General features: G+C 34.2%; 27 protein-coding genes and 1 pseudogene. 8 read left to right on the top strand and 20 right to left on the bottom strand.

Going from position 1 to position 25606, the window contains the following annotated elements; translation table 11 throughout:
• Positions 1-39 precede the first annotated feature (39 nt).
• From ACNQGN_RS09815 to ACNQGN_RS09795, 5 genes are all read right to left on the bottom strand, one after another.
• Complete coding sequence (locus ACNQGN_RS09815) at positions 40-789, bottom strand: LOG family protein (protein WP_417987651.1); 750 nt, start codon at positions 787-789, stop codon at positions 40-42.
• A gap of 197 nt (positions 790-986) precedes the next feature.
• The gene (gene trxA, locus ACNQGN_RS09810) at positions 987-1325 is read right to left on the bottom strand and encodes a thioredoxin (RefSeq protein ID WP_470303637.1); all 339 of its coding nucleotides are present in this window, start codon (positions 1323-1325) and stop codon (positions 987-989) included.
• Between the two features lie 75 nt (positions 1326-1400).
• Positions 1401-2234, bottom strand: coding sequence for a methyltransferase domain-containing protein (locus ACNQGN_RS09805; RefSeq protein ID WP_417987649.1), 834 nt, complete (start codon positions 2232-2234; stop codon positions 1401-1403).
• Positions 2231-2437 (bottom strand): YgaP family membrane protein, encoded by a 207-nt coding sequence (locus ACNQGN_RS09800; protein WP_417987648.1) that lies wholly within the window; start codon positions 2435-2437, stop codon positions 2231-2233. Before ACNQGN_RS09800 ends, ACNQGN_RS09805 begins: the two co-directional genes overlap by 4 nt.
• Before the next feature lie 24 nt (positions 2438-2461).
• Positions 2462-3877, bottom strand: a complete 1416-nt coding sequence (locus tag ACNQGN_RS09795; protein ID WP_417987647.1) for an MBL fold metallo-hydrolase — start codon at positions 3875-3877, stop codon at positions 2462-2464.
• A gap of 232 nt (positions 3878-4109) precedes the next feature.
• On the opposite strand from ACNQGN_RS09795, the pseudogene ACNQGN_RS09790 reads away from it, so the two are divergent.
• Both ACNQGN_RS09790 and cydB read left to right on the top strand, forming a co-directional pair.
• Positions 4110-5440 (top strand): annotated as a pseudogene (locus tag ACNQGN_RS09790) (cytochrome ubiquinol oxidase subunit I).
• Positions 5441-5443: 3 nt separating this feature from the next.
• Complete coding sequence (gene cydB, locus ACNQGN_RS09785) at positions 5444-6520, top strand: cytochrome d ubiquinol oxidase subunit II (RefSeq protein ID WP_417987646.1); 1077 nt, start codon at positions 5444-5446, stop codon at positions 6518-6520.
• Between the two features lie 57 nt (positions 6521-6577).
• Here the strand turns inward: cydB and ACNQGN_RS09780 are convergent, their stop codons facing one another.
• The gene (locus ACNQGN_RS09780) at positions 6578-7366 is read right to left on the bottom strand and encodes a sulfite exporter TauE/SafE family protein (RefSeq protein WP_417987645.1); all 789 of its coding nucleotides are present in this window, start codon (positions 7364-7366) and stop codon (positions 6578-6580) included.
• Between the two features lie 70 nt (positions 7367-7436).
• On the bottom strand, positions 7437-8063 hold the full coding sequence (locus ACNQGN_RS09775) for a Crp/Fnr family transcriptional regulator (RefSeq protein ID WP_417987644.1): 627 nt from the start codon (positions 8061-8063) through the stop codon (positions 7437-7439).
• 295 nt (positions 8064-8358) lie between these two features.
• Here ACNQGN_RS09775 and ACNQGN_RS09770 point away from each other — a divergent pair, with 295 nt between their 5' ends.
• From ACNQGN_RS09770 to ACNQGN_RS09750, 5 genes are all read left to right on the top strand, one after another.
• Complete coding sequence (locus tag ACNQGN_RS09770) at positions 8359-8670, top strand: rhodanese-like domain-containing protein (protein WP_417987643.1); 312 nt, start codon at positions 8359-8361, stop codon at positions 8668-8670.
• Between the two features lie 59 nt (positions 8671-8729).
• Positions 8730-10310, top strand: coding sequence for an NADP-dependent glyceraldehyde-3-phosphate dehydrogenase (locus ACNQGN_RS09765; protein ID WP_417987642.1), 1581 nt, complete (start codon positions 8730-8732; stop codon positions 10308-10310).
• 222 nt (positions 10311-10532) lie between these two features.
• On the top strand, positions 10533-11252 hold the full coding sequence (locus tag ACNQGN_RS09760) for a hypothetical protein (protein ID WP_417987641.1): 720 nt from the start codon (positions 10533-10535) through the stop codon (positions 11250-11252).
• A gap of 238 nt (positions 11253-11490) precedes the next feature.
• Positions 11491-12543, top strand: a complete 1053-nt coding sequence (locus ACNQGN_RS09755) for an alpha/beta hydrolase (RefSeq protein WP_417987640.1) — start codon at positions 11491-11493, stop codon at positions 12541-12543.
• A 122-nt stretch (positions 12544-12665) separates the two neighbouring features.
• On the top strand, positions 12666-13112 hold the full coding sequence (locus ACNQGN_RS09750) for a tellurite resistance TerB family protein (RefSeq protein WP_417987639.1): 447 nt from the start codon (positions 12666-12668) through the stop codon (positions 13110-13112).
• Between the two features lie 561 nt (positions 13113-13673).
• Here ACNQGN_RS09750 and ACNQGN_RS09745 read toward each other — a convergent pair.
• The 13 genes from ACNQGN_RS09745 to ACNQGN_RS09685 form a co-directional block, all read right to left on the bottom strand.
• Positions 13674-15104, bottom strand: a complete 1431-nt coding sequence (locus ACNQGN_RS09745; protein WP_417987638.1) for an OprD family outer membrane porin — start codon at positions 15102-15104, stop codon at positions 13674-13676.
• A 138-nt stretch (positions 15105-15242) separates the two neighbouring features.
• On the bottom strand, positions 15243-16937 hold the full coding sequence (locus ACNQGN_RS09740; protein WP_417987637.1) for a bifunctional metallophosphatase/5'-nucleotidase: 1695 nt from the start codon (positions 16935-16937) through the stop codon (positions 15243-15245).
• 110 nt (positions 16938-17047) lie between these two features.
• A complete protein-coding gene (locus ACNQGN_RS09735; protein WP_417987636.1) occupies positions 17048-17473 on the bottom strand; it encodes a DsrE family protein in 426 nt (141 codons plus the stop codon).
• 9 nt (positions 17474-17482) lie between these two features.
• A complete protein-coding gene (locus ACNQGN_RS09730; protein WP_417987635.1) occupies positions 17483-18562 on the bottom strand; it encodes a c-type cytochrome in 1080 nt (359 codons plus the stop codon).
• A gap of 6 nt (positions 18563-18568) precedes the next feature.
• Positions 18569-19066, bottom strand: a complete 498-nt coding sequence (locus ACNQGN_RS09725) for a DUF6691 family protein (protein WP_417987634.1) — start codon at positions 19064-19066, stop codon at positions 18569-18571.
• Positions 19067-19077: 11 nt separating this feature from the next.
• The gene (locus tag ACNQGN_RS09720; RefSeq protein ID WP_417987760.1) at positions 19078-19641 is read right to left on the bottom strand and encodes a YeeE/YedE family protein; all 564 of its coding nucleotides are present in this window, start codon (positions 19639-19641) and stop codon (positions 19078-19080) included.
• Between the two features lie 325 nt (positions 19642-19966).
• Positions 19967-20536, bottom strand: coding sequence for a TlpA family protein disulfide reductase (locus ACNQGN_RS09715; RefSeq protein WP_417987633.1), 570 nt, complete (start codon positions 20534-20536; stop codon positions 19967-19969).
• Between the two features lie 68 nt (positions 20537-20604).
• Positions 20605-20907 carry a rhodanese-like domain-containing protein gene (locus ACNQGN_RS09710; protein ID WP_417987632.1) on the bottom strand — a complete coding sequence of 101 codons (303 nt, stop codon included), beginning with the start codon at positions 20905-20907 and terminating at the stop codon, positions 20605-20607.
• 38 nt (positions 20908-20945) lie between these two features.
• Positions 20946-22160, bottom strand: coding sequence for an MFS transporter (locus ACNQGN_RS09705; protein WP_417987631.1), 1215 nt, complete (start codon positions 22158-22160; stop codon positions 20946-20948).
• Between the two features lie 92 nt (positions 22161-22252).
• Positions 22253-22561 (bottom strand): DUF202 domain-containing protein, encoded by a 309-nt coding sequence (locus tag ACNQGN_RS09700; RefSeq protein WP_417987630.1) that lies wholly within the window; start codon positions 22559-22561, stop codon positions 22253-22255.
• Between the two features lie 264 nt (positions 22562-22825).
• Positions 22826-23098: a rhodanese-like domain-containing protein gene (locus ACNQGN_RS09695; RefSeq protein WP_417987629.1), complete on the bottom strand. Its 273-nt coding sequence runs from the start codon at positions 23096-23098 to the stop codon at positions 22826-22828.
• Between the two features lie 79 nt (positions 23099-23177).
• The gene (locus tag ACNQGN_RS09690; RefSeq protein ID WP_417987628.1) at positions 23178-24593 is read right to left on the bottom strand and encodes an MBL fold metallo-hydrolase; all 1416 of its coding nucleotides are present in this window, start codon (positions 24591-24593) and stop codon (positions 23178-23180) included.
• Positions 24594-24809: 216 nt separating this feature from the next.
• The gene (locus tag ACNQGN_RS09685) at positions 24810-25211 is read right to left on the bottom strand and encodes a hypothetical protein (RefSeq protein ID WP_417987627.1); all 402 of its coding nucleotides are present in this window, start codon (positions 25209-25211) and stop codon (positions 24810-24812) included.
• Between the two features lie 198 nt (positions 25212-25409).
• On the opposite strand from ACNQGN_RS09685, the gene ACNQGN_RS09680 reads away from it, so the two are divergent.
• Positions 25410-25606, top strand: a 197-nt coding sequence (locus ACNQGN_RS09680) for a hypothetical protein (RefSeq protein ID WP_417987626.1), incomplete at its 3' end; no start/stop codon positions are given.

The following is a 25606-nucleotide window of genomic DNA, read 5'->3' as shown; positions in this document are numbered from 1 at the left end:
AGTACCAAAATGAAAAACGGATGTAAACTAAAATTTCGATTACTGTTTTGTTTCTCGTTCTCCAAACCACGATTTGGCGTCGTATTTTTGCCTTTTTAAGCCAAATTTTTTGATAGCATGTTTTTCTATGTGTTCTATTAATTCTTCGACAGAATCAGTGATAAATAGAAGTTTCATGTCTTCTGGACTTATACTTTCATTTTTTGACATCATTTGGATATGGTGGATTAGCTCTTTGTGATATTTTTTATCAAAAATAACGATTGGGAAATTATTTATTATTTTATTTTGAATTAACGTTAACGCTTCAAATAATTCGTCCAAAGTGCCTATTCCTCCTGGCATAACAACAAAGGCATATGAATATTTTATTAGAATGACTTTTCGAACAAAAAAATAAGGGATATGAATCCATTTGTGTAAATAAGGATTGGGTTTTTGTTCAATGGGAAGGACAATGTTGCAACCTACGGAATAACCTCCGGCTTCATATGCTCCTTTATTAGCTGCTTCCATTATCCCTGGTCCCCCGCCAGTCATTACTGTAAACCCTAATTTAGCTAACGTTGCTCCAATTTGTACAGCATCTTGATAGTGCTTTGTTTCTGGACCAAATCGTGCAGAACCAAAAATAGTGACACAAGTACCAATAACGCGCATTTTGCGGAATGCATTAATAAAATTATAGATAACTTTAAATAAGAAAACTAAGTTTCTGTATCTTGATAATGGTCCCCGCACAAATAAAGATTCGGATTTTGAAAGTCTGTATTGAGGAGGGTTTTTCATAATAGATATAAAGTTAATTAACTTTTTTCTAACTCCAAACCGCTGCGTCATTTAAAATAATGACATAACGGATTATCTCCGGAAAATACCGAAATAATTATTTTCAAATAGAATAAATACTAAACAGCTATTTAAAACGCTGCTTATAATGTGGTATTAAAGATTTTGAAATTCTGTGATGAGGATCGCTTTTCTAGTTATGCATTACTTTTTTCTATAATAGTTTTAATTATTTCTTCTTTAGTCAATACGCCGGATTGTCTCCATAATTGCTTTCCGTTTTGAAACAAAATCATTGTAGGAACACCACGAACCTGATACTGACTCGAAATTTGTTGGTTTTTGTCTACATCAATTTTGATGATAGAAACACGGTCGCCCAAACTGTCTTTTACTTCTCTCAAAATAGGGCTAAGCATTTTACATGGACCACACCATGTCGCAAAAAAGTCTATTAAAACTGGTTTGCCGGAATTGATAATAGTATCGAAATTACTCATCGTTATTGTATTTATTGTTAGAAATAGTGCAGCCATTTGAACCACAAACCTGGATTTAAAAGTACGTAAATAGTAATTCTTTCATTTTTTGAAAGAAGCAAACCCGTGTTACTAACTTATTTTTTTAATTTTATACTTTTCATCATAAGAAATTGCATTTGTAAGTTCTTCGATTGTCATTCCATTTTTACTGACAATAAGTACTTCTTCAAAATTATTGCTCCTGCTTACATGCAATATTCCATCTAGTGATGCAATTTTTTTTGTTACAGAGTCCGCACAATCACTGCTAGTGATACCTTTAAATTCATAAAGATTAACTTGGACCTGCTTGTCCTTTTTCAATTCAAAAAACAATTCTGAATTGGCTCTTGGTGCAATTGAATTTGGACACAGATCCATTTTAAAAAAAATAAAGGCTGCTGTGAAAAGCAGCTCATATTCTTCTTTTCTTCCACCAAAAGGAGGACTTATTTCAAATATTCTATTAAATAATAATCCAGCCAATATTCCTTCATCAGTTAAAAGTTGATGCATTTTCCAAACATACTTTTGACGCATGGTAGGAGGTAAAGCGCAGAAAAAAGTCTGTTCAATAATCAAATCATATTTTCCCTGATGTTCAAAGAAATCGCCCAATACTATTTGGATATTAGGATTGTTTTTGAATTTTTCTTTTAAAATTGCGACCGGTGTTGGTGCAATGTCAATAACAGTAATGTTCGTAAAACCGTGTTCTAAAAGATATTCTGCTTCATAGCTGTTTCCACATCCAGGAATCAAAATACTTCTGTTTTTTTTACTTATTAGATCTATATATGTTTGTATGGGAGGGGATACTTTGCCTAAATCCCAACCAGTAGCTTTAGCTATATATTGCGCTTCCCAATACGCTGCGTCAAGTGATTTTTCACAAGAAACACCACAACATTGTATCTCTTTCATTCTATATTTTTTTTAGTAGAGATGCCAAAAGGTAAATACATTGGGCAAAAACTAATAAAACTGGTAACTATAAAAATAATTGCAAATGCTCCTAAAATCAGAGCAATAGTGCCGCTAATTGTATCGGTAAAATACAGTACAGCTATAATCACCGCAATTGAGATACGAATAATTTTGTCTATTGAACCCATATTTTTTTTCATCGTATAAATTTATTTGGTTATCAATTATTTCAAAATTTTACTTTGGCAAACAAAATCAGTTCTAGGTAAATTTGTTTTTTCAATAGCATTAAAACCGCCTTCTATTTCGGTGAAATTTCTAAAACCACGCGCTTCTAAGATTGAAGCTGCAATCATACTGCGATAACCACCGGCGCAATGCAAATAAAAATGTTCTTTTGGATTAATATCTTTGATCCAATCATTGATTGCTGCTAATGGCATGTTAAAGGCTTCTTCAACATGTTCCCCACAATATTCACTTTCTTTTCGGATATCGATTACTTTGTTTTCGCCAATTTTCACTTCTTTAGCAAATTGTTCGGCTGTAATTCTATTTACGGTGTCAATTTCTTTTCCTGATCTTGCCCAGGCATCAAATCCACCTGCCAGATGACCAAGTAAATTATCAAAACCCACACGGCTTAATCGCGTAACAGTCTCTTCTTCTTGTCCAACTTCACAAACGATTAGGATCGGCTGTTTCACATCGGCAATCAGAGCACCAACCCAAGGAGCAAAATCGCCATCAATTCCAATATTTATAGATTGTGGAATAAAGCCTTTGGCAAAATAAATATTTTTTCGGGTGTCCAAAATTAAAGCTCCTGATTCTTCGGCAACTGCCTCAAATTCGGTTACCGATAACGTGCGCATTCCTAAGTGTAATACATTTTCAAAACTTTCATAACCTTTTTTATTCATAGCCACGTTCATTCCAAAATAAGCTGGTGGAGGCAGTAAACCTTCTGTTACTTCCTGTACAAATTCGGCTTCCGTCATGTTCGCTCTCAAAGCATAGTTCGTTGCTTTTTGGTTGCCAATGGTAGAAACTGTTTCTTTACTCATATTTTTACCGCAAGCACTTCCTGCACCATGAGCCGGATATACAATAACAGTATCAGTTAAAGTCATCACTTTATCTCGTAACGAGTGGTATAATAGTGCCGCCAATTGTTCCTGAGTCATGTGTGCCGCTTTTTGTGCCAAATCAGGTCTTCCCACGTCACCAATAAACAGCGTATCTCCAGAGAAGATAGCGTAATCTTTACCGTTTTCGTCTATCAATAAGAAAGTGCTGCTTTCCAGAGTATGTCCAGGCGTATGCAATACTCTTATTTTGATGTTTCCAATAGCAAATTCTTGACCATCAGCGGCAGATATACATTCGAATTCACATTTCGCATTTGGACCATATACAATTGGAGCTCCTGTTTCTCGGCTTAAATCGACATGTCCAGAAACAAAATCAGCATGAAAATGGGTTTCAAAAATATATTTCAGTTTTACATCATCACGTTCTAATCGGTCTAAATAAGGTTGTATTTCACGCAGCGGGTCTATAATAGCTGCCTCACCATTTGAAGTAATGTAATAAGCACCTTGTGCTAAACAACCAGTATATATTTGTTCTATGTGCATGGTAGTCAGTCTTTTTAAGTAAAATTGTAATACAAAGATAATCTTTGTTTTTAAAATAGATGGTGATTAATATCACACAAGATTTTTAATTTTTCGTAAAATAGCCTCTAACAAAGATTTCTTTTCATGTTTGTTTTAATTCTAACAAATAGCGACCAAGATTTTTTTTTTTGTAAGGGAATGTTACTTATAATGGGTAAATTTGCCGAACCTTTGAAAAAATTATATTTGTATGGAAGAAATGCTTTTTTATGATAGAATGCAATTCGCATTTACGATTACCTTTCACTACTTGTTTCCGCAATTGACAATGGGACTTTCCCTAATCATTATTTATTTAAATGGAAGTTTTTGCGCTCTCAAAACGAACAGTACAATCTGGCTACTAAGTTTTGGATGAAAATTTTTGCACTTAATTTTGCGATGGGCGTGGTAACGGGAATTCCGATGGAGTTTCAGTTTGGAACCAATTGGGCCAAATTTTCTGAATTGACAGGAGGGATTATTGGACAAACTTTAGCTATGGAAGGCATGTTTTCTTTCTTTTTGGAATCTTCCTTTTTAGGTTTGTTTCTATTTGGAGAAAAATTAATCGGACACAAATGGCATTTTGTTACGGGATTACTTATTTTTATAGGCTCTTGGGCCAGTGGATTTTTAATAATTGCAACGCATTCCTGGATGCAATATCCAGTGGGTTATGAAATTTTGGCGAATGGTAAATTTGTATTGAATAACTTTTCGGCCTTATTCACTAATCCATGGTTGTGGCCGTCTTATCTACACAATCAAGCGGCATCTTTAGTAACCAGTTCTTTTGTTGTGGCAGGGATTGGAGCCTTTTATATTTTGAGTAAAAAGAATGTGGATTTTGGAAAATTATTTGTAAAAACAGGAGTGATTTTCGGATTGGTTTCAAGTCTTATTGTCGCCGTTCCTACAGGAGATTTGTTAGCCAAAAATGTGGTGAAATACCAGCCGGTAACTTTTGCTGCAATGGAAGGAATTTTTCATACCGAAAAGAAGGGCTCTGAAATTGTTTTAATTGGTCAGCCAGATGTTAAAGATAAAAAATTGGACAATAAAATTGCTGTGCCTAATATTTTGAGTTTTTTGACCTATGGAAACTGGCATGAAGAAATTAAAGGTTTAGATCAGTTTAAAGAGGAAAATCATCCCACCAATATTTCCGGATTATATTACGCTTATCATATCATGGTTGGGCTCGGAACGGTTTTTATCGGGTTGATGGCTTTTGCTGTTTTTCAGCTTATCAGGAGAAAATTATTTGAAACCAAGTGGATTTTGTGGTCTTTGCTTTTCATGCTTCCATTTCCATACATAGCAAATACAACGGGATGGTATACTGCAGAATTAGGCAGGCAACCTTGGTTGGTGTATAATTTATTGCGTACTGCTGAAGGTGCTTCTCCAACAGTTTCATCCGGGAATACCTTATTTACCTTGCTTGGATTTATAGGCTTGTATCTCTTGTTAGGGATGTTATTTTTGCTCCTGATTGGAAAAATTATTAATAAAGGACCTCAAACAGAAAATATATAAATTATGGAATTCTTTTGGTATGTAGTTTTAATGGGGATTTTGGCCGTTTACATTGTACTGGATGGCTATGATTTTGGTGCAGGAATTATTCATTTATTTTTTGCCAAAACAGAGAAAGATAAAAAAGCAATAACGAGCGCAATTGGTCCTTTTTGGGATGCCAATGAAGTATGGCTGATTGCAGCAGGAGGTGTTCTGTTTTTTGCCTTTCCAACTTTGTATGCATCTTCATTTAGTGGGTTTTATTTGCCTTTAATGATGATTTTATGGTTGCTGATTTTTAGGGCAGTTGGTTTAGAATTACGCGGTCAGATTCATCATCCTATGTGGGAAGTAATTTGGGATAAAGCTTTCGGGATTGCAAGTTTATTATTGGCCTTGTTTTTTGGAGTGGCTTTAGGGAATATTGTTCGTGGTGTAAATTTAGGAATGGTGGAGAATGGTGTTTCAACTCAGGAAGGCCATTATTTTTTCTTGCCTTTGTGGAACCCTACTTTTAGTCCACAAGCAGATCAACTGGGAATTATAGATTGGTTTACCTTATTTTTAGGAGTTGTCAGTGTGGTTACATTGACAATTCATGGTGCCAATTGGATTATTTATAAAACGAACTCTTCTTTGAATACAAGATTAAAAGAGGTGGTTTTTAAACTCAATTTTGTACTGCTGGGATTGGTAATTATTTCATTATTGATTTGGCATAGAATCGAACCAAAACCCTTTCACAACTTTGTTGAAAATCCTTTTCTTTGGATATTTCCATTGATTGCATTTATTGGGATTTTCGGATTGTTTAAAGTAAAAACATTCCATAAAGACGGACTTGGTTTCTTATTTTCAAGTATGTTTCTCGTAGGCGGATTTGCGGCGACCACGGCTTCTATTTTTCCAAATGTCCTGCCTTCTACCAATACAGTAAATCCGTCCTTAACTATTTATAATACCGCTGCGGGCGAATATGGCTTGTCAGTCGGGGTGTATTGGTTTATTATTGCTCTGGTATTAGTTATTGCATATTTCATAATTCAATACAAAGTTTTTAGTGGCAAAATGGATGACATTGGGTATGGCGAGCATTAGGGACTGCTATTCGAATGATAAAATGGAAAAGCATTCCAGTGCGGAGTGCTTTTTGCTTTAATGAAATAAAATTTCTTTCGTAATAATGTAAATTCCCATGACTAATAGAAACCAGCCAAAGATTGGTTTTAGTTTAGTACCATCAATTTTTTTTGAAAGTTTTGTTCCGATAATCATTCCTATAAAAGCGATACTTGAAACCTTTATTAAAAAAGGATAATTTATAGGTGTGCCAATATACAAATCACCGGCAAAGCCAATAGAAGAGTTTATAAAAATAATTAATAAGGACGTGCCAACGGCTTGTTTCATGGGTAAATTAGCGAAAAACAATAATGCGGGGATTATTAAAAATCCCCCTCCAGCACCTAAAAAACCAGTTACAATTCCAACGATAAATCCAATTATTCCCAATTGGGTATAGTTTGTTTTTGGGAAATTTGTTATCACTTTTGTTTTGCGTATCATAGCTATAGCGGCTGCAATCATGAGTACTGAAAAAACAATCATAATAAGAAAGCTTTTAGATACCTGATAGGACGCAATGGAGAATAGTGTTGCTGCTATTTTCGGAAAAATAACTTCCCGAATTATCAAAATAGAAAATACGGAGGGGATGGCAAAGTATAGCGTTGATTTAATGTTAAGATTTCCAATTTTATAATGGCTTATACAGCCGAATAAAGAGGTAATTCCTACAATAAATAAAGAATAACTTGTAGCTAATTCTGGCTCTATTTTAAATAAGTAAACTAAAATTGGGATAGTTAGAATAGATCCTCCACCTCCTATTAAACCCAATGAAAGTCCTATGATGATTGAAGCTAAGTAGCCTAAATATTCCATTTAAAAAATTTTTAATGCAAAGATTAGCCGTGAATTTTTTACAAGCAATAAAATTTTTCACAGTGCTGTTTTATTTCAAAAGTTCAATGTTATTGCGCTGTAAATTTACCAATCCTCGTTGCTCCATTTTTTTTAGTAAACGGGAAATAACTTCTCTTGATGTATTTAATTCGGATGCAATTTCCTGATGGGATATTTTTAATTCTTTGCAATGGCAAGCTGCTGCGTGACGTTTTAGATAAAATTCCAAACGCTCATCCATAGCTCTAAATGCGATGCTGTCAATTACTTCGAGTACCTCTTCGAATCGACTTCGATAGGAACCAATTACAAATTCATACCAACTCCGGTGTTGCATCATCCATTTATCCATTAACGGTAAAGGAATCATTAGCAATTCCACATCCTCAACAGCTTTGGCCATAATTTGGCTTTTTTTGTTTTTTGTAGCACAAATCATAGAAATAGCACAAGCCTGACCAGGTTGCAAATAATACATGAAAAACTCACCGCCATTTTCATCTTCGCGGTAAATTTTAATTTTACCACTGATGACCAAAACGGTATTTTTTATGTACTGCCCAGTTCTTATTATAATATCACCATTTTTGAATGATTGAAAAGAGGAATTGGCTTCAATATCGTTGATTAATTCATTTGAAAATGAAGGAAATATTTTCTTTATTGGATCAAGCATTTTGAATGTTTTTTAATTTTTGGGTTTGTTGTTATGTAAAAGTAGTCTAAAAAACGCAAAGGAATAGTGTGCTTTTTTTGCTAAAAGAAAAGGCAACTGTGTTAATTGTCGAATACTGCGCTTTATGCATTTCCGATGGATTTACTAGGCTATTTTTCGCAAAAATACATGTCTAATTCATAGTTTATTGATAGTTAATGTTTTGCGAAAACGTTTTCTTTAGAATATTATCTAATTAACAAATAGGGCGTTTATTGTTTGGTAAAATCTTTGTATTTTTACAAAAAACAATATTATGAATTTAACACAAGAAGATTGGATTTCTCAATTTCAAGCTGATGAAAATGCAGTAATACTTGACGTGAGAACCGAAGACGAAACTAATGATGGAATTATAGCTAATGCCATACTTATTGATATTCACAAGGGACAGGGTTTTATAGATGAAATAGAGGCTTTAGACAAAAATAAAAATTATTATGTGTATTGCCGTTCCGGAATGCGAAGTGCAAAAGCTTGTGAAATCATGAACGAACTTGGCTTTGAAAACACTTATAACTTGCTCGGAGGAATTATCGAGTGGGAAGGTGAAGTTGTTGCTCCATAAAAATAAAGATACAATTGTGTCTTTTTATCAAATTTTAATTAAAATATAACCTACTTATAATGAGTTTAATACCAGAAGAATTTAAAATTAGCACATTACTTAATCAAGATACTTATTTAATTAATGGTGAATTAAAGAAATGGACAGGGCAAACTACTCCAGTTTTTTCTACTATTTCATCTACCGAAAAATACGAACCTACTATACTGGGATCTATTCCATTTATGGGAGAAGCGGAGGCTTTAGAAGCTGTTGAAGCTGCATCTGCGGCATACAATAATGGACAGGGTTTGTGGCCTACAATGAAAGTAGTGGATCGTATCAAGTGCATGGAAAATTTTGTGAGTCAAATGAAAACGACGCGAACAGAAGTCGTTAAGTATTTGATGTGGGAAATTGGAAAATCATTGGGCGATTCTGAAAAAGAATTTGACAGAACCGTAGAATACATCTATGACACTATTGAAAGTTACAAAGAATTAAATGCACGAAGCGCTCATTTTTCTAAAGTTCAAGGGATAAATGCCATGGTTCGTAGAGGACCGCTTGGAGTTGTATTGTGTCTGGGACCCTATAACTATCCATTAAACGAGACTTTTTCATTGCTTATTCCGGCACTAATTATGGGGAATCCTGTAATTTTTAAACCAGCTAAACATGGAGTTTTGTTGATTTCCCCTTTGTTAGAAGCTTTTAGAAGCAGTTTCCCAAAAGGGGCTATTAATATTGTTTATGGTAGAGGACGTGAAGTGGCATCTCCTATAATGAAGTCTGGGAAAGTTGATATTTTGGCTTTAATAGGGAATAGTAAATCAGCGATTGCTTTGCAAGATCAGCATCCCAACAAAAACAGATTGCGTTTGGTATTAGGTTTAGAGGCAAAAAATCCAGCGATAATTTTACCGGATGCTGATTTAGACTTGACTATCCAGGAGTGTATTGCCGGATCTTTATCTTTTAACGGACAACGTTGTACAGCTTTGAAAATTTTATACGTACACGAATCCATAGCAGACGAATTCAATAAGCGATTTGCTGCTAAAGTTGATGCGTTAACTTTTGGAAATCCTTGGGACAAATCAGTTTTTCTTACTCCTTTGCCAGAAAAAGAAAAACCTGCCTATATTCAGGAATTAATTGATGATGCAACAAGTAACGGAGCAAAAGTAATTAATGCAAAAGGAGGAGAGCAAACCAATAATTATATATTTCCAGCTGTTTTATTTCCTATAAATAAGGAAATGCGTGTATACCACGAGGAGCAGTTTGGTCCGATTGTGCCTATTATTTCTTTCAAAGATATTCAGGAACCATTGAATGATATGGCTGAGTCTAATTACGGACAACAAGTCAGTTTGTTTGGAAAAGATATCAAAACAATCGCACCGCTTATCGATACTTTGGTGAATTTAGTTTGTAGAGTAAACTTGAATAGTTCTTGCCAAAGAGGACCAGATGTTTTCCCTTTTACGGGAAGAAAAGATTCGGCTGTGGGGACTTTGAGTATTCATGATGCATTGCGTTCGTTCTCTATCAGAACATTTGTTGCTTCTAAAGACAATGACTATAACAATGCTATTTTGCAAGAGTTATTAAACAGTAAAGAGTCTAACTTCATTAATACAGATTACATTTTGTAAGGATTAAATAATTATAATTGAAGCCGTCTCGTTCATATGAGAGGGCTTTTTTTATGGGATTATTTTTGGAATAGAAGTACTATTGTATAGGAAATCAAAAGGAAGGCAACAAATAAATGGTGTTTTTTGATTGCGATTAATTTTTTAAATAAACCCTAATTATCTCATTATCAGTATTTATAGTTATATTTACATTGTAAAATAACTTAAAAAAATAATAGTATGAGACACATTAAAATTTTTTTAAAACCAGTTTTGATATTGGTTTTTACCGCTGCGTTTTTATCCTGTAAAGACAGTAAAAAAGAGAAAACAGAACCAGAAGGAGCTGCAATTGCAGATACTACTTCCGCCGTTGCTGTATTTGAACCTTTTAAAGTAATTGTAATTAAGCATAAGGTGGCTGATTATGATAAATGGAGAAAGGAATATGATGCACATGATTCTGTAAGAATGGCTTATGGTATTTCACATTTTGTGGTTGGAAGAGGGGTAGATGATGCGAATATGATTATCGTAATAGATAAGTTTAGTGATGTACTGAAAGCAAAAGAGTTCAGCGCACTCCCTAATCTTAAAGAGGCCATGAAAAAAGGAGGGGTAGTAGGTAAACCTGAATTTTTCTATTATGATGTAATACGAAATGACCCTACCGAAATTACTCAGAAAGAACGCTTAATGGTAACCCATCGAGTAAAAGATTTTGATGCCTGGCTCAAAGTGTACGATGCTGAAGGGATCGTCAAAAGAATGGAAGAAGGATTTATTGACAGAGGAATGGCTCGAAGTATAGACGACCCTAATATGGTGACTCTGGTATTTGCCGTTACTGATATAAAAAAAGCAAAAACAAACATTAATTCCGAGGCAAAGAAAAAACTGATGATGGATGCCGGTGTAGAAGGCACTCCAGAAATGTTCTTTTATAAGTTAACGGATTAATACAGTAGGTTTAAAGATATAGAGAAACCGTCAGTTCAAAGCTGACGGTTTTTTAAGTTTAGCTTGAGGTTAGGTTTTTTTTTAATCAGAATGGTTAATTTTTGATTATAAATTAATAATTTTCAAATTGCGTTGGGAGAATTTATCAAAAACCAGTGTCATTGTAACAAATTAAATAATAAGCGTCTACTTATCAGTTACGACTTCCATTTGATCGTACTTTAAAAATTAAATTTTCATGAAAAATTGTATCCTAATTTGTATCCTTTACTTTTCACTTCCAATAGCAATAAGCGCCCAAACAAAATCCATTCATGAAGAGAAGTTTGTCAAAATAGGCGGTATTGAACAATGGATAACGATTAACGGACAGGACATTTCAAAACCTGTTATTTTATTTCTTCATGGCGGTCCAGGTAGCGTAATGAGTCCGTATGATAGTACAATCTACGGGGCCTGGGAAAAGGATTTTATTCTGATACAATGGGATCAAAGAGGTGCCGGAAGAACTTTTGGAAAAAATGCTCCTGCCGAATTAAATGAAGACTACTGGATTGAGAACCCATTGACAGTAGAGCAAATGGCCGAGGATGGTATCGCCCTTTCAAAATATCTCATTGAACACCTCGGAAAACAAAAAATCATCATTGTAGGAACATCCTGGGGTTCCGTTATAGCAACTACAATGGCTTTAAAAAATCCGTCTCTTTTCTATGCCTACGTGGGGCACTCTCAGATCGTTAATCCTAGTGAAAATTTGGTAGCCACTTATCAAAAAACATATAAAATAGCACAGGATGCTAATGATCAGGAGTCGATAGACAAGCTGAAATTGATAGGCGTACCTCCTTACGATAATGCTAAAAATGCAGGTCAGTTGTTTCGGGTTATTAAAAAATATGAAAAGAAAAATTCACTTCCGTCACCAGATTCATGGTGGAAACTAGCGCCCCAATACGATAATGAAACAGATAGCAAATATCGGGAAGAAGGTGATGACTATTCCTTTATTAACTATATCGGGCATAAAAAACTAGGAATTAAAGGGATGATTAGCAGCGTGAATTTCTTGGCAAATGGATCAGATTTCAAGATTCCAGTGTACCTAATTCAAGGGCAAGAGGATATTTTAACCCCAAATGAGATTACTAAAGTGTATTTTGATAAAATAAAAGCACCCAAAAAAGAATTCTTTTTAGTACCAGGAGCAGCACACGGTCATAATCAATCTATTATTGATACACAATATAAAATTGTGAAAGAGTATATATCTCCTTCATTGCATAAATAACAGGAGTCAGGTCGCAGGAACGCTATTAGATCTGGTTTAACAGGAAGATAAATGATAATTTATTCCCAAATTGACCAATGTGTTGGAAGGTTAGCAGTAACTTTAACAAAAAAAGATAAAATATGGGCTTATTTGAAAATGAAAATAATACGCAACAAAATCCTGTAACTTCAGAGTTGGAAGCCTGGGTTGGGATTTTATACTCTTGTATTTCTGCTGACCATCTAATTACAGATTCGGAAACAGCCTCACTATCAAGATTATTGCATTCTAAAGAGAAGTTTGTCGGAACCGATATTGCACCTCTTTATGCAAAAGCATTCAATTTAAGAACGGAACAGGGACAGTTAAAATACATTTCGGCTTGTTCTGAACTGATCAAAAGAGAAGATAAAGAAACGGTATTTGCCCTTGCACTGGAAGTCCTAGTTGCTGATGGCACATTAGAGAAGGAAGAAAAAAATCTAATAGAAATTTTATCAAATCGACTTAAGATAGATACTGCGATGGCCAGTAAAATTATAGAAGTTATATTCCTAAAAAACAAAGGTAATATCAAAGGAATGTAATATACCGTTGCGTGCATAGCACTATTCTTAAAAATAAATTTAACCCAAAATCATTGTTTTTTTGCAATAGTAAAGACAAACTAAAAGAGCATCACGAGATTAAGGCATTTTTAAATAGGAAAGCTGTTTATCTTGAAAATAATGCGTAATTTAGAGTAGTCAAAATAAGAAACCGTAGGGCAGCACCAACAATACATGCGCGCTGTCTTTAAAAGTACTGAGTCATCAAAAAGAAAATAAAAATAGCAAAGGAACACATTCACGAAAGACTGCATCGGGAGCCCTATTTTACGCATCCCAGATTGAAGTTTCTTCCTAATATTGTTGTGAATCTGGTTAGCTTTATTCTTTCCTTAGCCTTGATTGCTACCTTACTCTTTTTTATACTGAATTATTTGATTAAGAAATTCTATCATTTGGATTAGAAGATGTTGTCAATTTCGTCTTTTTATAAACTATTATTTTCAATTCCTTTTTTCACGCCGAATCTTTTGATCTTGTCAAATGGAGTGTATTATACTATTAAAACCGAAGCAAAAGTCAACTGTTTTTTCAATTAATTTAAAAATTGAAATTGAGTATAAAATTGATATTGCTCATGTTGGTTTTATTGAAAATATAATTTTTGTTAGCATAGGTTGCTCCTACATTGAATTTGTATACGTACAATAATTGTGCATCAAACCCTTTTAGAATTCCCTGAAATTGGTGGCGAACATCAACATTGGTTTGAACATAAGAAGGTAATCCATATTTATTTAATTGAAAGTTTTTTACATCCGGCAAATCAAAATAGCCCACAGCCAGATGCGATCTGAATGTTTTTTTAGGATTTGTATATTGTATTTTAGTCATCAACGCATTTACATCGCCAAGGCCTTCATTTCGTTCTCTAGGCATAAAGGTATAGAACGGGTCTCGTCCCCATTCTCGTGGCATTAAATACCTTCCTTTGCTAGTTATTCTGTTGTAATTTAAAGTAATTTCTATTTTTTTGTTTTGCCAGCCTAATCTTCCTCCAAAAGTTTTAGAGTACCCTTTTTTTTTAAAATAGGTTTTGCTTGGGTCCTCATTTCCACCAGAATTCAGTGCGTTTTGGTATACCGTCTGAAATCCAAAAAGCAATTGTGAGTTTGTATTCAAATCATATTTATAGTCCGTTTGGAATAGTGCAGAATTGAATATGTTTGCAGTGTACTGATTCCACAAAAGTGTTTTTAAATTCGGGATGGATTCATTTTGTATTCCAACAATATAAATCCCATCGCTGTCTAAATTCCCATTATACCCAGACTTTGTTCCATCAGGATTCACACCAGTTGGATAAATTCCTATGGATTCTCCAACTCTAAAATATTTCATCGTGCTTCGAGGTGAAATTCCGTATAGGTAACCCACATTTATTGTAGTTTTTCTTATTTCATTAAAATCGACCCAAATACCGTCCACTTCTGTTGGCCGCATTCTGCCGTCCTGAAGGTTTATGAAAGAAGTATTCAGTAGTTGTTTTCCAATGGTTACAGTGGAATTTTTGAAGTTGTATTTCAAATAAAATTCTTCTAATCGGCTTAAATTCCCCATATTGGATGGATTTTGACTATCAAAAAGAGCCACTTCGTATCGGTTAGGTGCATTGGTAATAGGATCTTTTTTTGAGAAATCAATTGAACTAATATTAAAAATGTAGTAGCCGCTTATACCAATTTGAAAATTATGGAATTTAGCGGTTTCAAATTTTGTGCCTCCGCCAACTGCATTCGCATAATAATCAGTCAGACCTCTTTCATTATTGGTACTCATGAAAAAATAGCGGATATGTCCTCTGAAATTTCCATTCTTGAATGCATTTAAAAATGATGTAGAATCAATTTCTTCATTGCTTTTTTCCTTCCAAACCGTTGGTTTTTCAAATATTTCCTGATGTTGCGCTATTGCATTTATAGCAAAAAATAAGGAAGTAAGTATATAAATTAGATCGAAAAATTTTTTCATTCTTGAACATTTTATTTTGTACAAAAATAATCTGATCATTATAAATGGGAAGTAACTTTTAGCACAGTTGCCTTAAAAAAATAAAGTCGAATATTTTTGAGATTCGACTTTGTGACTTTTTAATTTACGACGGAATAATTATCTAAAAGTATAATCTACTCCAGTGACTTGAGATAGCAATGTTTCTGGCGCATCCATAATTATGGCGTTTTTTTCAGGTGTTGGCGTAACTGGAGAATTTTGGTTTAAGTATTCTCTCATTACCGTATGCAAGGTTGAATTAGTGTTTTTAGCATCTAGAACACCTTTCATTCTGCAAAGCATATCCACAGGATCTCCATCACGTTCACAGGCCATTATTGTATATAGTTTTTCAGGATCTATAGGCGTATTTTTGACAGTAATGCTTTGAACTCTTTTGTCTATTTCTGCAAAGGCATTGAATCGTACTTCCATTCCTTTGAATTTTACGACCCAGCCACCAAAACGTTTTGAAGCATCTTGCGCAAAAACATTGTTCAATTCTTTTTCCAGCCAGTTTTTCAATTGCTTCCCAGTCACTCTTGCTGTTCTAACGGTGCTGTCTACAGGAAGCATGTCAAAAATAAATCCATTTGTAATTGGAATATTTCCAGTTTTATCCGGAGTAGTTTTTGGTGGACAAAAACGGAATCCATTAGAAAGATTAATGTCTATTTCAGGAAATTTCCAGTGTAATGCATTTAAAATCATCGTGTCAATAGGATTCTCTACTACAAAATAGCGATATAAAGGTATTGTACTATATCCAATGACCTGATTGATTTTTTCTTGATAAACTGATTCTTTCTCTTTCAATAGGTTATCGATTTTAACATCGGGTGTTATTTTTGGAGATTCGACCTCGATTAATTCATAGTTGTCGGCAATGACTTTGCCGTTTTGAATGGTCAAATCTAATTTGCCAATAAACGAACCAAAAGCTCCCGGTTCAACCACTTTTGAATATTTACAAACAATAGGTTTGCGGACTCTTTCGTGCGTATCACCTCCTAAAATATAATGTACACCTTCACATTCCGGTCGGTTTGCCAATGCTATTTGCTGAGATAAACCCAAATGCGCAATTATAATTACATAACTGCATTGTTCCTGATTTCTTAGGACATCCACATAATGGGCCAGATTTTCTTCGGGATTGGTATAAAGAATTCCTTTGCTGTAATTTGGACTTTGTCTCAAGGGAACCAAAGGATCGGTGTATCCTAAAAAACCAATTTTTGCTCCGGCAACATGCCAAATGGTATAGGGTTGAAAAATAAGTTCACCTCGTTTTCCTTGTCCTAAATCATGGTACATGTTGGTACAAATTTTTGGCGCATCAAGAGAACCTAAAAGCGTTTGCATTTTTATTTTTCCGTAAATAACTTCCCAATTTCCTGGAAGATATAAATCGTAATTCATGGCGTTTAAAATGGGAACAAAAGCTTCACCGGTAGTTTCCACGCTTAATTCACTGCCTTGAAACATATCACCAGTATCAATAATATAGGTATTTGGGTTTTTCTTTTTGATTTGATTCAGTAAGGTTGCTATATAAGCATACCCCCCTGTTTTTCTAAAAACAGCTTTTCCATTTTCCCAAAATAACTCATCATGCGGATGGATCTGACAATGCACATCGGTAGTTTGAAGAATAGAAATAGTTTGAGGTTTAGTACCATCGACCTCTTTATCCAGGTTGGTTTCCTCAGCATGATTTGTATTTGCAATAGCGGAAAGCGGCGAAATAATCGCGGCACCCAGACCTAATGTTCCTACTGATTTAAGAAAGTTTCTTCGGTTATTAGTCATGTTATTAGTTTAATAGGTTTGTTTTTTAGCAGGTTTAAATGGGAAAACCCACAACGTAATTAAGTGATGTGGGATTGTGTGAATTTTTTGATTTGCACTATTTGATTGCTCTAAAAGCCTCCTTTTATATAGCTCCATCCTTGTTCTTGTTTTTCAACAATTTCTGCAATTCCGACCAGTACATATTCTACTTCCGGCATTAATTGGTCTTTGGTTACTTTTTGACTTTTCATAGTATTTTCACAAACTAGAAAGCGAACTCCTTTCGCATGAAGTGCTTTTATGGCTTCTACTTGCTTTGATTTTGCTGACATTACAAATGGTAAACCCATACTATGAATCACCACTTCATATTTTGCATTAGGCCAATGTGTAGTTAGGTTTTTTAGCTGGTTTGCAATCGCATTCTGTTGTAAAGTATCATTAGCATTGGTAAACTGAAGTACTATCTTGTGCTTATCCGTTTTTTTTTGTGCCAATGCGCCAAGAGAAATTAAGCTAAGCAGAAGAACAAATGAGAGCGTTAGGTTTTTCATAACTGAGTTTTAAGATTGTTTATTTTCGTTTTTCTTTTTTTCGGCTGTTATTGGTTTGAATGGTCCGAATTTATGTTGCGACTCCGTAAATTTATCCGAAAATGGCCCAAAAGGATGATCGACAGGTTTTTTAGAAATATCTGGCCAGTCTCGACTTAAATCTTTGGAGGGTCTTGGTTGGTTTTCCACATAGGCTGCAATATCCCAAGCTTCTTCATCTGATAATTGTGGATTTTCATAGGTTGTACCAAGAGGCATATTGTATTTTATATAGCCTGCAAAACGGCTGATTCTATACAATCCAGCACCTTGATTATACGAATTATCGCCCCAAACTGGAGGATAAGTATATTCTTTTTTATCTTCTGCCAAAATTCCCTGACCATTCACTTGGTGACAACTGGCACATTTGGAATCATAAAGTGCTTTCCCTTTTATAGGATCTGCAGCTCTGTCTAAATAGTGTAATTCATAAATTCCAGCGGCATTAGCTTCTTTGCCCTTAGGCATAGTACTGCCAATATATTCAATATAAGAAATCATGGCTTTCATTTCTTTCTCGTCTCCTCGTAGTGGCTGTCCATTCAAACTTCTTTCCATGCAATCATTAACCCTTTTATAAAGGTTTTCCACTTGCCCGCTCCTCGCTCTCATTTTTGGATACATCGAATATACGGAACCATAATTATTTCCCCAAGCCTTTGTACCGGCATCTAAATGGCAATTGTTGCAATTCATACCATTAGTAATTTGCTTTACACTACCGTTCGGACCTAAATATTTGGCAGTATGCGCAATTAAATCTTTTCCGTATGCTACTTCTTGCTTTAAGTTCTGATCTTTAATCAAACTAATATCAGCAGGCTTCCAGGCTTTTGCCATTTCATTTTGAACAAGCACCTTTTTTTCTGCTTCAATATAAAGGGATTCGAGATCCGTATCACTATTTTGAAACCAAGTGATGATTGATGAATTGAAAAACAAAACCAAAAACAATGATATTACTAAGAAAATCATAGTTGTAAACAGATAAATCAGCCTTTTTACCAGCGACTTAAATTGGATTATATTTTGTTTTTCTGGATTCATACTTTTTTAATGAGGCAGTTTATCTCTAAAATATCCATATACCCAAGTTCCTACTATTGCAAAAAATAGAGTAACAATCATAACTGTAGCACCGGTTCCAATTTGTGCAAACAATGGACCAGGGCAAGCTCCTGTTATTGCCCAGCCTAATCCAAAGATTATTCCACCATAAATTTGACCTTTATTGAACGTTTTGTCGTGAAATTCAATTTTTTCCCCATAAATGGTTTTAATATTGAATTTTTTTATCAGGAAAACAGATATTATCCCAACAACAACAGCACTTCCTATAACGCCATACATGTGAAAGGATTGAAATCTAAACATTTCCTGAATGCGATACCAACTGATGATTTCAGCTTTGATGAAAACAATTCCAAACAATAAACCGATGACCAGATATTTTAAATTATGGTACCATTTGTGTTCTAACTGACTTTCGTTGATACAAACCGTATCTAAGGAACGAGTTTCGAAATCTGTATTTTTATCTCTAATTTGCATATTTTATAATTTTATAGTGAAAGAATAAACGGTAAAATGACGTTAGCCATAATTAATCCGCCTAAGAAGAAACAACACGTTGCAATAAGGGAAGGCATTTGTAAATTTGAAAGACCAGAAATAGCGTGGCCACTGGTACATCCTCCTGCATAACGGGAACCAAAACCAATAAAGAAACCACCTATGACCATCATAAAAAATCCTTTAAGCGTAAATAATTTTTCCCATGAGAATAATTGTTCTGGCAACATTCCGTGGATGTTAGTTACACCGTAAGTTGCTAATTCTGTTTTTAGATTGGCGTTAATAATAATTGGATCTGGATCTGATAAAAAACTATAAGCGATAACACCTCCAATTAAAATACCCAATACGAAGAACATATTCCAGATTTCTTTTTTCCAGTCGTATTTGAAAAAAGCAATATTTGCCGGTAAACACATCGCACAGGTGTGACGTAAGGAGGCACTAATACCAAATGATTTATTTCCAATAATTAATAAAGCCGGAACTGTAAGTCCAACTAGTGGGCCTGCAATATACCAAGGCCAAGGTTGTTTGATTAATTCTAAAATTTCCATATTTATTGATTTATTGATGCAAAGATTATAATTATAAAGGAGTAGTTATGTTACTTTTGTCACACAACTAAAAATATTTTCAAAAAAGACAATTATTTTGATTGTTGTTGTAATGTGTTGTTTTCTAATAACATAGTGGTTAATGTAAATTGCTAAATTTGGAGTTTTACCAAAAAAAAAGTGTCGGATTTATCAAATACTTTTATTAATTGTCTTAAAAATTAAAGTTTAGCTATAGTTGTTTTTAACTGTATATTATTTCTTTTTTTGTTGCAACTTGAATTTTTTGGGTTAGTTCAAGAGTGTTTGTTTAACGGATTTATTTTTTTAGTAGCTCATCTAATTTTTCTCTGAACGAATCACTATTCCAATTAGCTGCGCCAATTTTTGCCAAAACAACATTGCCTTTCTTATCGATAAGATAAGTGGCTGGTATTGTTGACGACTCCATTTCTAACGGAGGATTTGACACAGACTGATAGATAGGAAGGGTTAAATTCTCTTTGATTAAAAATGTATTAGCGCTTTCAAAGGAATCAGTAGTAACAAATAAAAAGACAATTTTGTCTTGATAGCCAGCATATAACTGCTGCATACTTGGCATTTCAGCAATACATGGCGGGCACCATGTAGCCCAAAAATTAATGAATATCATTTTTCCTTTATAATCCTTTAAGGAAATGTTCTTTCCGGTAACGTCGACTAATTGCCATTGGTAACTGGTCAGCATTTTTTGCTCTGTTAGTGCTATCGTTTTGGGCGAAAAGGTAATTAAACGGTTTAATTGCACCTTTAAAAAAGTACCCAAAGGACTGAATAAAAGTAATGCTAAGAATACAATAAAAGCAAAATTTTGAAGTGTTGATTTTGTTGGTTTTTTCCAGTTCATGTCTTTGTTTTTTAGCAGTCATTGCTTGACTTTCATTTTTAAATTGCTGATCTCCGTTTCTTTTTAATTTACTTTAAATTTAACCATTCATTTGTCCCTCCACAAAGCCAGTTTGCATTGTATCCCATTTGGTTTAAAATTTTAGCTCCATTGATCGACCTTCCGCCACCTTTTCCACAAGCAATAATGACGTGATGGTCTTTTTTAATCTCATTTATTTGATTTTCAATTTCTGACAAAGCAATATTTATAGCTTCTGGGATATGATAATTTTCAAATTCTTCTGCAGTACGGACATCAATAATCTGTATTTTTTTATTTTGCTGAAGTTCTTTTTTTACTTCTTCGATTTGAATACATTCATTTACCATGTTATCTTTTTTTCTATTGTTTGTAAATTATTGGTCTCTTATAAATCGTCTTTTGGTATTCGAATTTCAATAATTAGGGATGATATAATGGTGATAATTCCTATCAGTATAATGGCATAATTAACTCCAAATAAATCAGCTGTTATTCCTGAAATAATCGCGCCTATCGCATATCCTAAATCTCTCCAAAGTCTAAATATACCAATGCTTTCCGCTCTTTGATGCGGATTTGTCGCCTGAGCGATAGCGGATAAAAAAGTAGGATAGACCAAGGCAGTTCCAAATCCCAAAAGTGCTGAAATAATGGATAACAGATAGAATTCTTTAGCAAAAGGAATAAAAAGTATCGCTATTCCTTGTAGTAGCATTCCCCAAAACAGCATCTTTTTTTTGGAGTAAACATCAGACATTTTTCCGGTAATTAACTGTCCAAAACCCCAAACAGTGGGGTAGATGGCTGTAATGATACCAATGTTTTCAGAATCGTAGTTCAAAGACAGTAAGACAATAGGTAAAAGCCCCCAAATCATTCCATCATTTAGATTATTAACTAGCCCTGCTTGTGTAATGGCACTTAACGTTTTGTTCTTGAAAGTGGTTTCTAGAAAAATATTTTCTAATTTTTTGGTTTGATTGGTTGTGTTTTCTTTGGTTACAAAAACTCTGGTATCTTTCACAAAAAATAAAGTCAATAAAAAACCAATTATGGAAATTCCGATTCCCAGATAAAAAGGGTAGGGTGTAATTCCATATTTTTGGGCGATATATCCTGACAGAAAAGCAACCAATCCAACGGCAAAATAACCAGCAAATTCGTTGAGTCCCATAGCCAATCCACGATCTTTTTCTCCAACTAAATCAATTTTCATCACCACTGTACTGCTCCAGGTAAGTCCTTGGCTAACGCCCAAAATGATATTAGCAAAAATTACCCAGTTCCAAGAAGCTGCATGTATCAAAATAAAGGGAATAGGGATGGCCAGAATCCATCCAAATAAAAGTAAATTTTTTCTGCCGAAACGATTCGCTAATTTACCCGTGAAATAGTTGGTTATTGCTTTTGTAATTCCAAAAGCAATTATAAAAGATAAGATAGCCGTTTTTGAAGCAATGCCAAATTCCATCTCAGCAAACTTTGGAATAATGGTTCTTTCCATTCCTATCATTCCGCCAACAAAGGCATTGACAATTACCAAAATGGTAAATTGTTTCCAGTTCTCTTTCAGTCCAAGTTGGGTTGTATTTGTTTTCAATTGCAGTGTGTGTTTATGTTCAGGAAACAGCTTGGTGTTTTTTAAACCGCTAGTTTAGAAAAGGAGGGAAGGCAAAAAAAAGAGTTAGGTTGTTATAACTCGTAATATTCTAATTGGTAGTCACCAATGTGTTTTTTGTTTTCGGAAATGGATTTTTTGTGTTTAAAATAGTTGAGTGTTCCGAGAACAAAAATCACAAGCGAAGTGAAAAAAAGTGCGATTTCAATGAGAAAACTATTTTCGACTTTTAATAGATTTCGCAAACTCAAACCCGCAATCAAAAAATACATAGACGTTCGTAAAAAGGCAAGAAAGGTAGATTGATTAGCGAGTATAGTTCTTTGTAGTGCTAATTTTTCTCTTAAAATTAAGTCTTTGTTCATTGCTTTTTTCGTTTCCATGTCATTTTATTTTTTCGAATTAATCTTAAAAGGTAGTTCATTTGTCTTTGTTAAACTCAACAATAAATTCATTCGGATCTCTTAAAAGACTATCAAATTTACATCTTTATTTAAATCAATCTGAAAAATAAAATGTTTTTAGGACGTCCTGTAAACAGATTAAAAATCATATCTACTATTGTTTATCAAATTTCAATTTCCAATCAAATAATTGTACAGTTTAAAACAATTATTTTTTTGTTTTAAACTGTACTTTACTTCAACCTAAAATTTATTTATCGCTTCATTTATATCTTGCCAAGTACCACCGTTAGTGATATTTTTAAAACCATTTTGTTCCAAAATCAATTTGGCTTGACCGCTGCGATTCCCGCTTCGGCAAAAAACAATAATTTGCTCTTTTCCTTTAAATTTTGTCAATTGACCAGCCACTTGGTCTAAAGGAATGTTTGTTGATCCTTCTACGTGACCTTCAGCAAATTCTGCTGGTGTACGAACATCTACGAGGAACGCACCTTCTTTTATTAATTTTTCCATTTGTGTTGTATCTTTTTTTGAAAACATATTTTTAAAAATCCCGAACATGATTTATAGTGTTAGTATTGCTTTTGCAATGTTATTTTAATACTTTGCTTTGACAAACGAAATCAGTTTTAGGAATAGTCGTTTTTGCAATCGCTCCAAAACCACCTTCAATTTCTGTAAAGTTTCGGTATCCTCGTGCTTGCATAATAGATGCAGCCATCATACTACGGTATCCTCCGGCACAATGTAAGTAAAAATGTTCCTGTGGATTGAGATCTTTTACCCAGTCATTTATGTAGGCTAATGGTCGGCTGTAGGCTTCATCAACATGTTCCGCTTCATATTCACTTTCTTTGCGAACATCGATTATTGTGCTTTCACCAATTTTTACTTCTTTTGCAAATTGCTCCGCAGTGATGCGATTTACAGTATCGACTTCAAAACCGTGTTTTTTCCAAGATTCAAATCCACCTTCTAAATGGCCTATCAAATTATCAAATCCAACTCGTGTCAAACGCGTTACGGTTTCTTCTTCAAATCCTGGTTCAGTAACCAGAATAATTGGCTGTTTTACATCAGCAATCAAGGCGCCCACCCAAGGAGCGAAATCACCATTGATACCAATATTTATAGATTGTGGCACATATCCTTTGGCAAAATCAGCATTGTCTCTGGTATCTAAAATTAAAGCTCCGTTTTCTTCCGCAACCATTTCAAATTCTGGAGCATTAATAGCCGTCATTCCGTTATTGAAAACATTTTCAAAGCTTTCAATTCCTTTTTTGTTCATCGCTACATTCATACCAAAATAGGCAGGGGGCGGCAATAAGCCTTCTGTAACTTCCTGTACAAATTCGGCTTCAGTCATATTGGCACGCAAAGCATAATTCGTGGCTTTTTGTTCGCCAATAGTTGAAACAGTTTCTTTACTCATATTTTTTCCGCAAGCAGAGCCCGCGCCGTGAGCCGGATATACGATCACGTCATCGGCCAATGGCATTATTTTGTCTCTTAACGAATGGAATAATATAGCAGCCAATTCATCTTGTGTCATATGAGCGGCTTTTTGAGCCAAATCCGGGCGACCAACATCTCCAATAAATAAGGTATCACCAGAGAAAATGGCGTGGTCTTTTCCGTTCTCATCTATTAGTAAGTACGTGGTACTTTCCATCGTGTGACCAGGCGTGTGCAATACTTTTATTTTGATGTTGCCAATAGTAAATTCTTGATTGTCTTTGGCTGAAATGAATTCAAATTCTGGTTTAGCATTTGGTCCATAGACAATTGCTGCACCCGTTTTTTTACTTAAATCCAAATGTCCAGAAACAAAATCAGCATGGAAATGGGTTTCGAAAATGTATTTCAATTTTACGTCCTCTTTTTCCAACCTCTTCATATAAGGTTCTGTTTCACGTAGTGGATCAATAATCGCAGCTTCACCATTTGAGGTAATATAATAAGCCCCTTGTGCTAAACATCCAGTATATATTTGTTCTATTTTCATATTCTTAAAATTTTTCCTTGTTAAATTATAGTACAAAGATATAGCATGAATTTGCGGAAGATAGTGACAAATGTTACATACCAAAAAAAAATTGGTGGTGTAGTGGATTTTTAAAATCGTTATAGTATAAGTATTGTATTTTCTACGGATTTCAAAAAAAAACACCAGCTATGCACCGGTGTTTTCTATAATTAATTTAACCAAACCTAAAAAGTACTAATCAATAACTACAGTATGTGTTACAAACTCAGTAGCTGTTTTTTTGAATTTTAAATTGTAAGTTCCCACAGCTGCAGATTTAAACTTGTAAACAACAGTTTTACTTGCTGGAATTGTTCCACAATCTGTACCTAGATACTTAGATTCAACTTCAATTGTTTTTGTGTTTGCAGTAACAGTTTCAATAAACTTGTTATAAGAGCCACAATTGTTGTCAACTGAAAAAGTTACGGTTAAAGGAACTTCAACATTTATGTCTCCCGTTACGGCGCCTTCAACTTTTGTTACCAACGAATTTTTGGTAACTGCATTAGGAGCGTTGTCATCATCGCTGCATGATGTGAAAGCTGTTGTAACTAATAGTACAAGGACTGCTGCTTGTAATCTGAAATTTTTCATAATTATTAAATTTATTTGTTACTCTAAGGATGTCAAAGGGAATGAAAGGTTGCTTTTTGCATTCTGTTAAAAAATGCTTTAACGATTATTCAACGATTTATAGTCCTTTGAATGAGACAACTAAAACAAATATTTTTTTAATTATTTAGTTGCCATTTTTTTTATTTCGTACGAATTATTTGTTTAAAAAAGCTTGGTATGCGAACCAGTACTTTATTAAAACCAAATAAAAGAACGTTTGAAAAGAGGCTTACTCTATTTTTTTTCAGTGATAAAGCATTTGACAACTCCTCCAGCTTAAGCGTTGAGGATTCTTGGAAAAAGCTTGCCTCAACAGGCTACTTTAGCTTCCATGAGAAATTGCCCTTTCTCCAAAATATTATTTGCGGCGTTTA

The sequence above is a fragment of the Flavobacterium rhamnosi genome (assembly GCF_048286515.1).
GTDB lineage: Bacteria > Bacteroidota > Bacteroidia > Flavobacteriales > Flavobacteriaceae > Flavobacterium.
The sequence above is the reverse complement of the archived record's forward strand: the minus strand, read 5'-3'. Positions and strand labels throughout refer to the sequence as shown.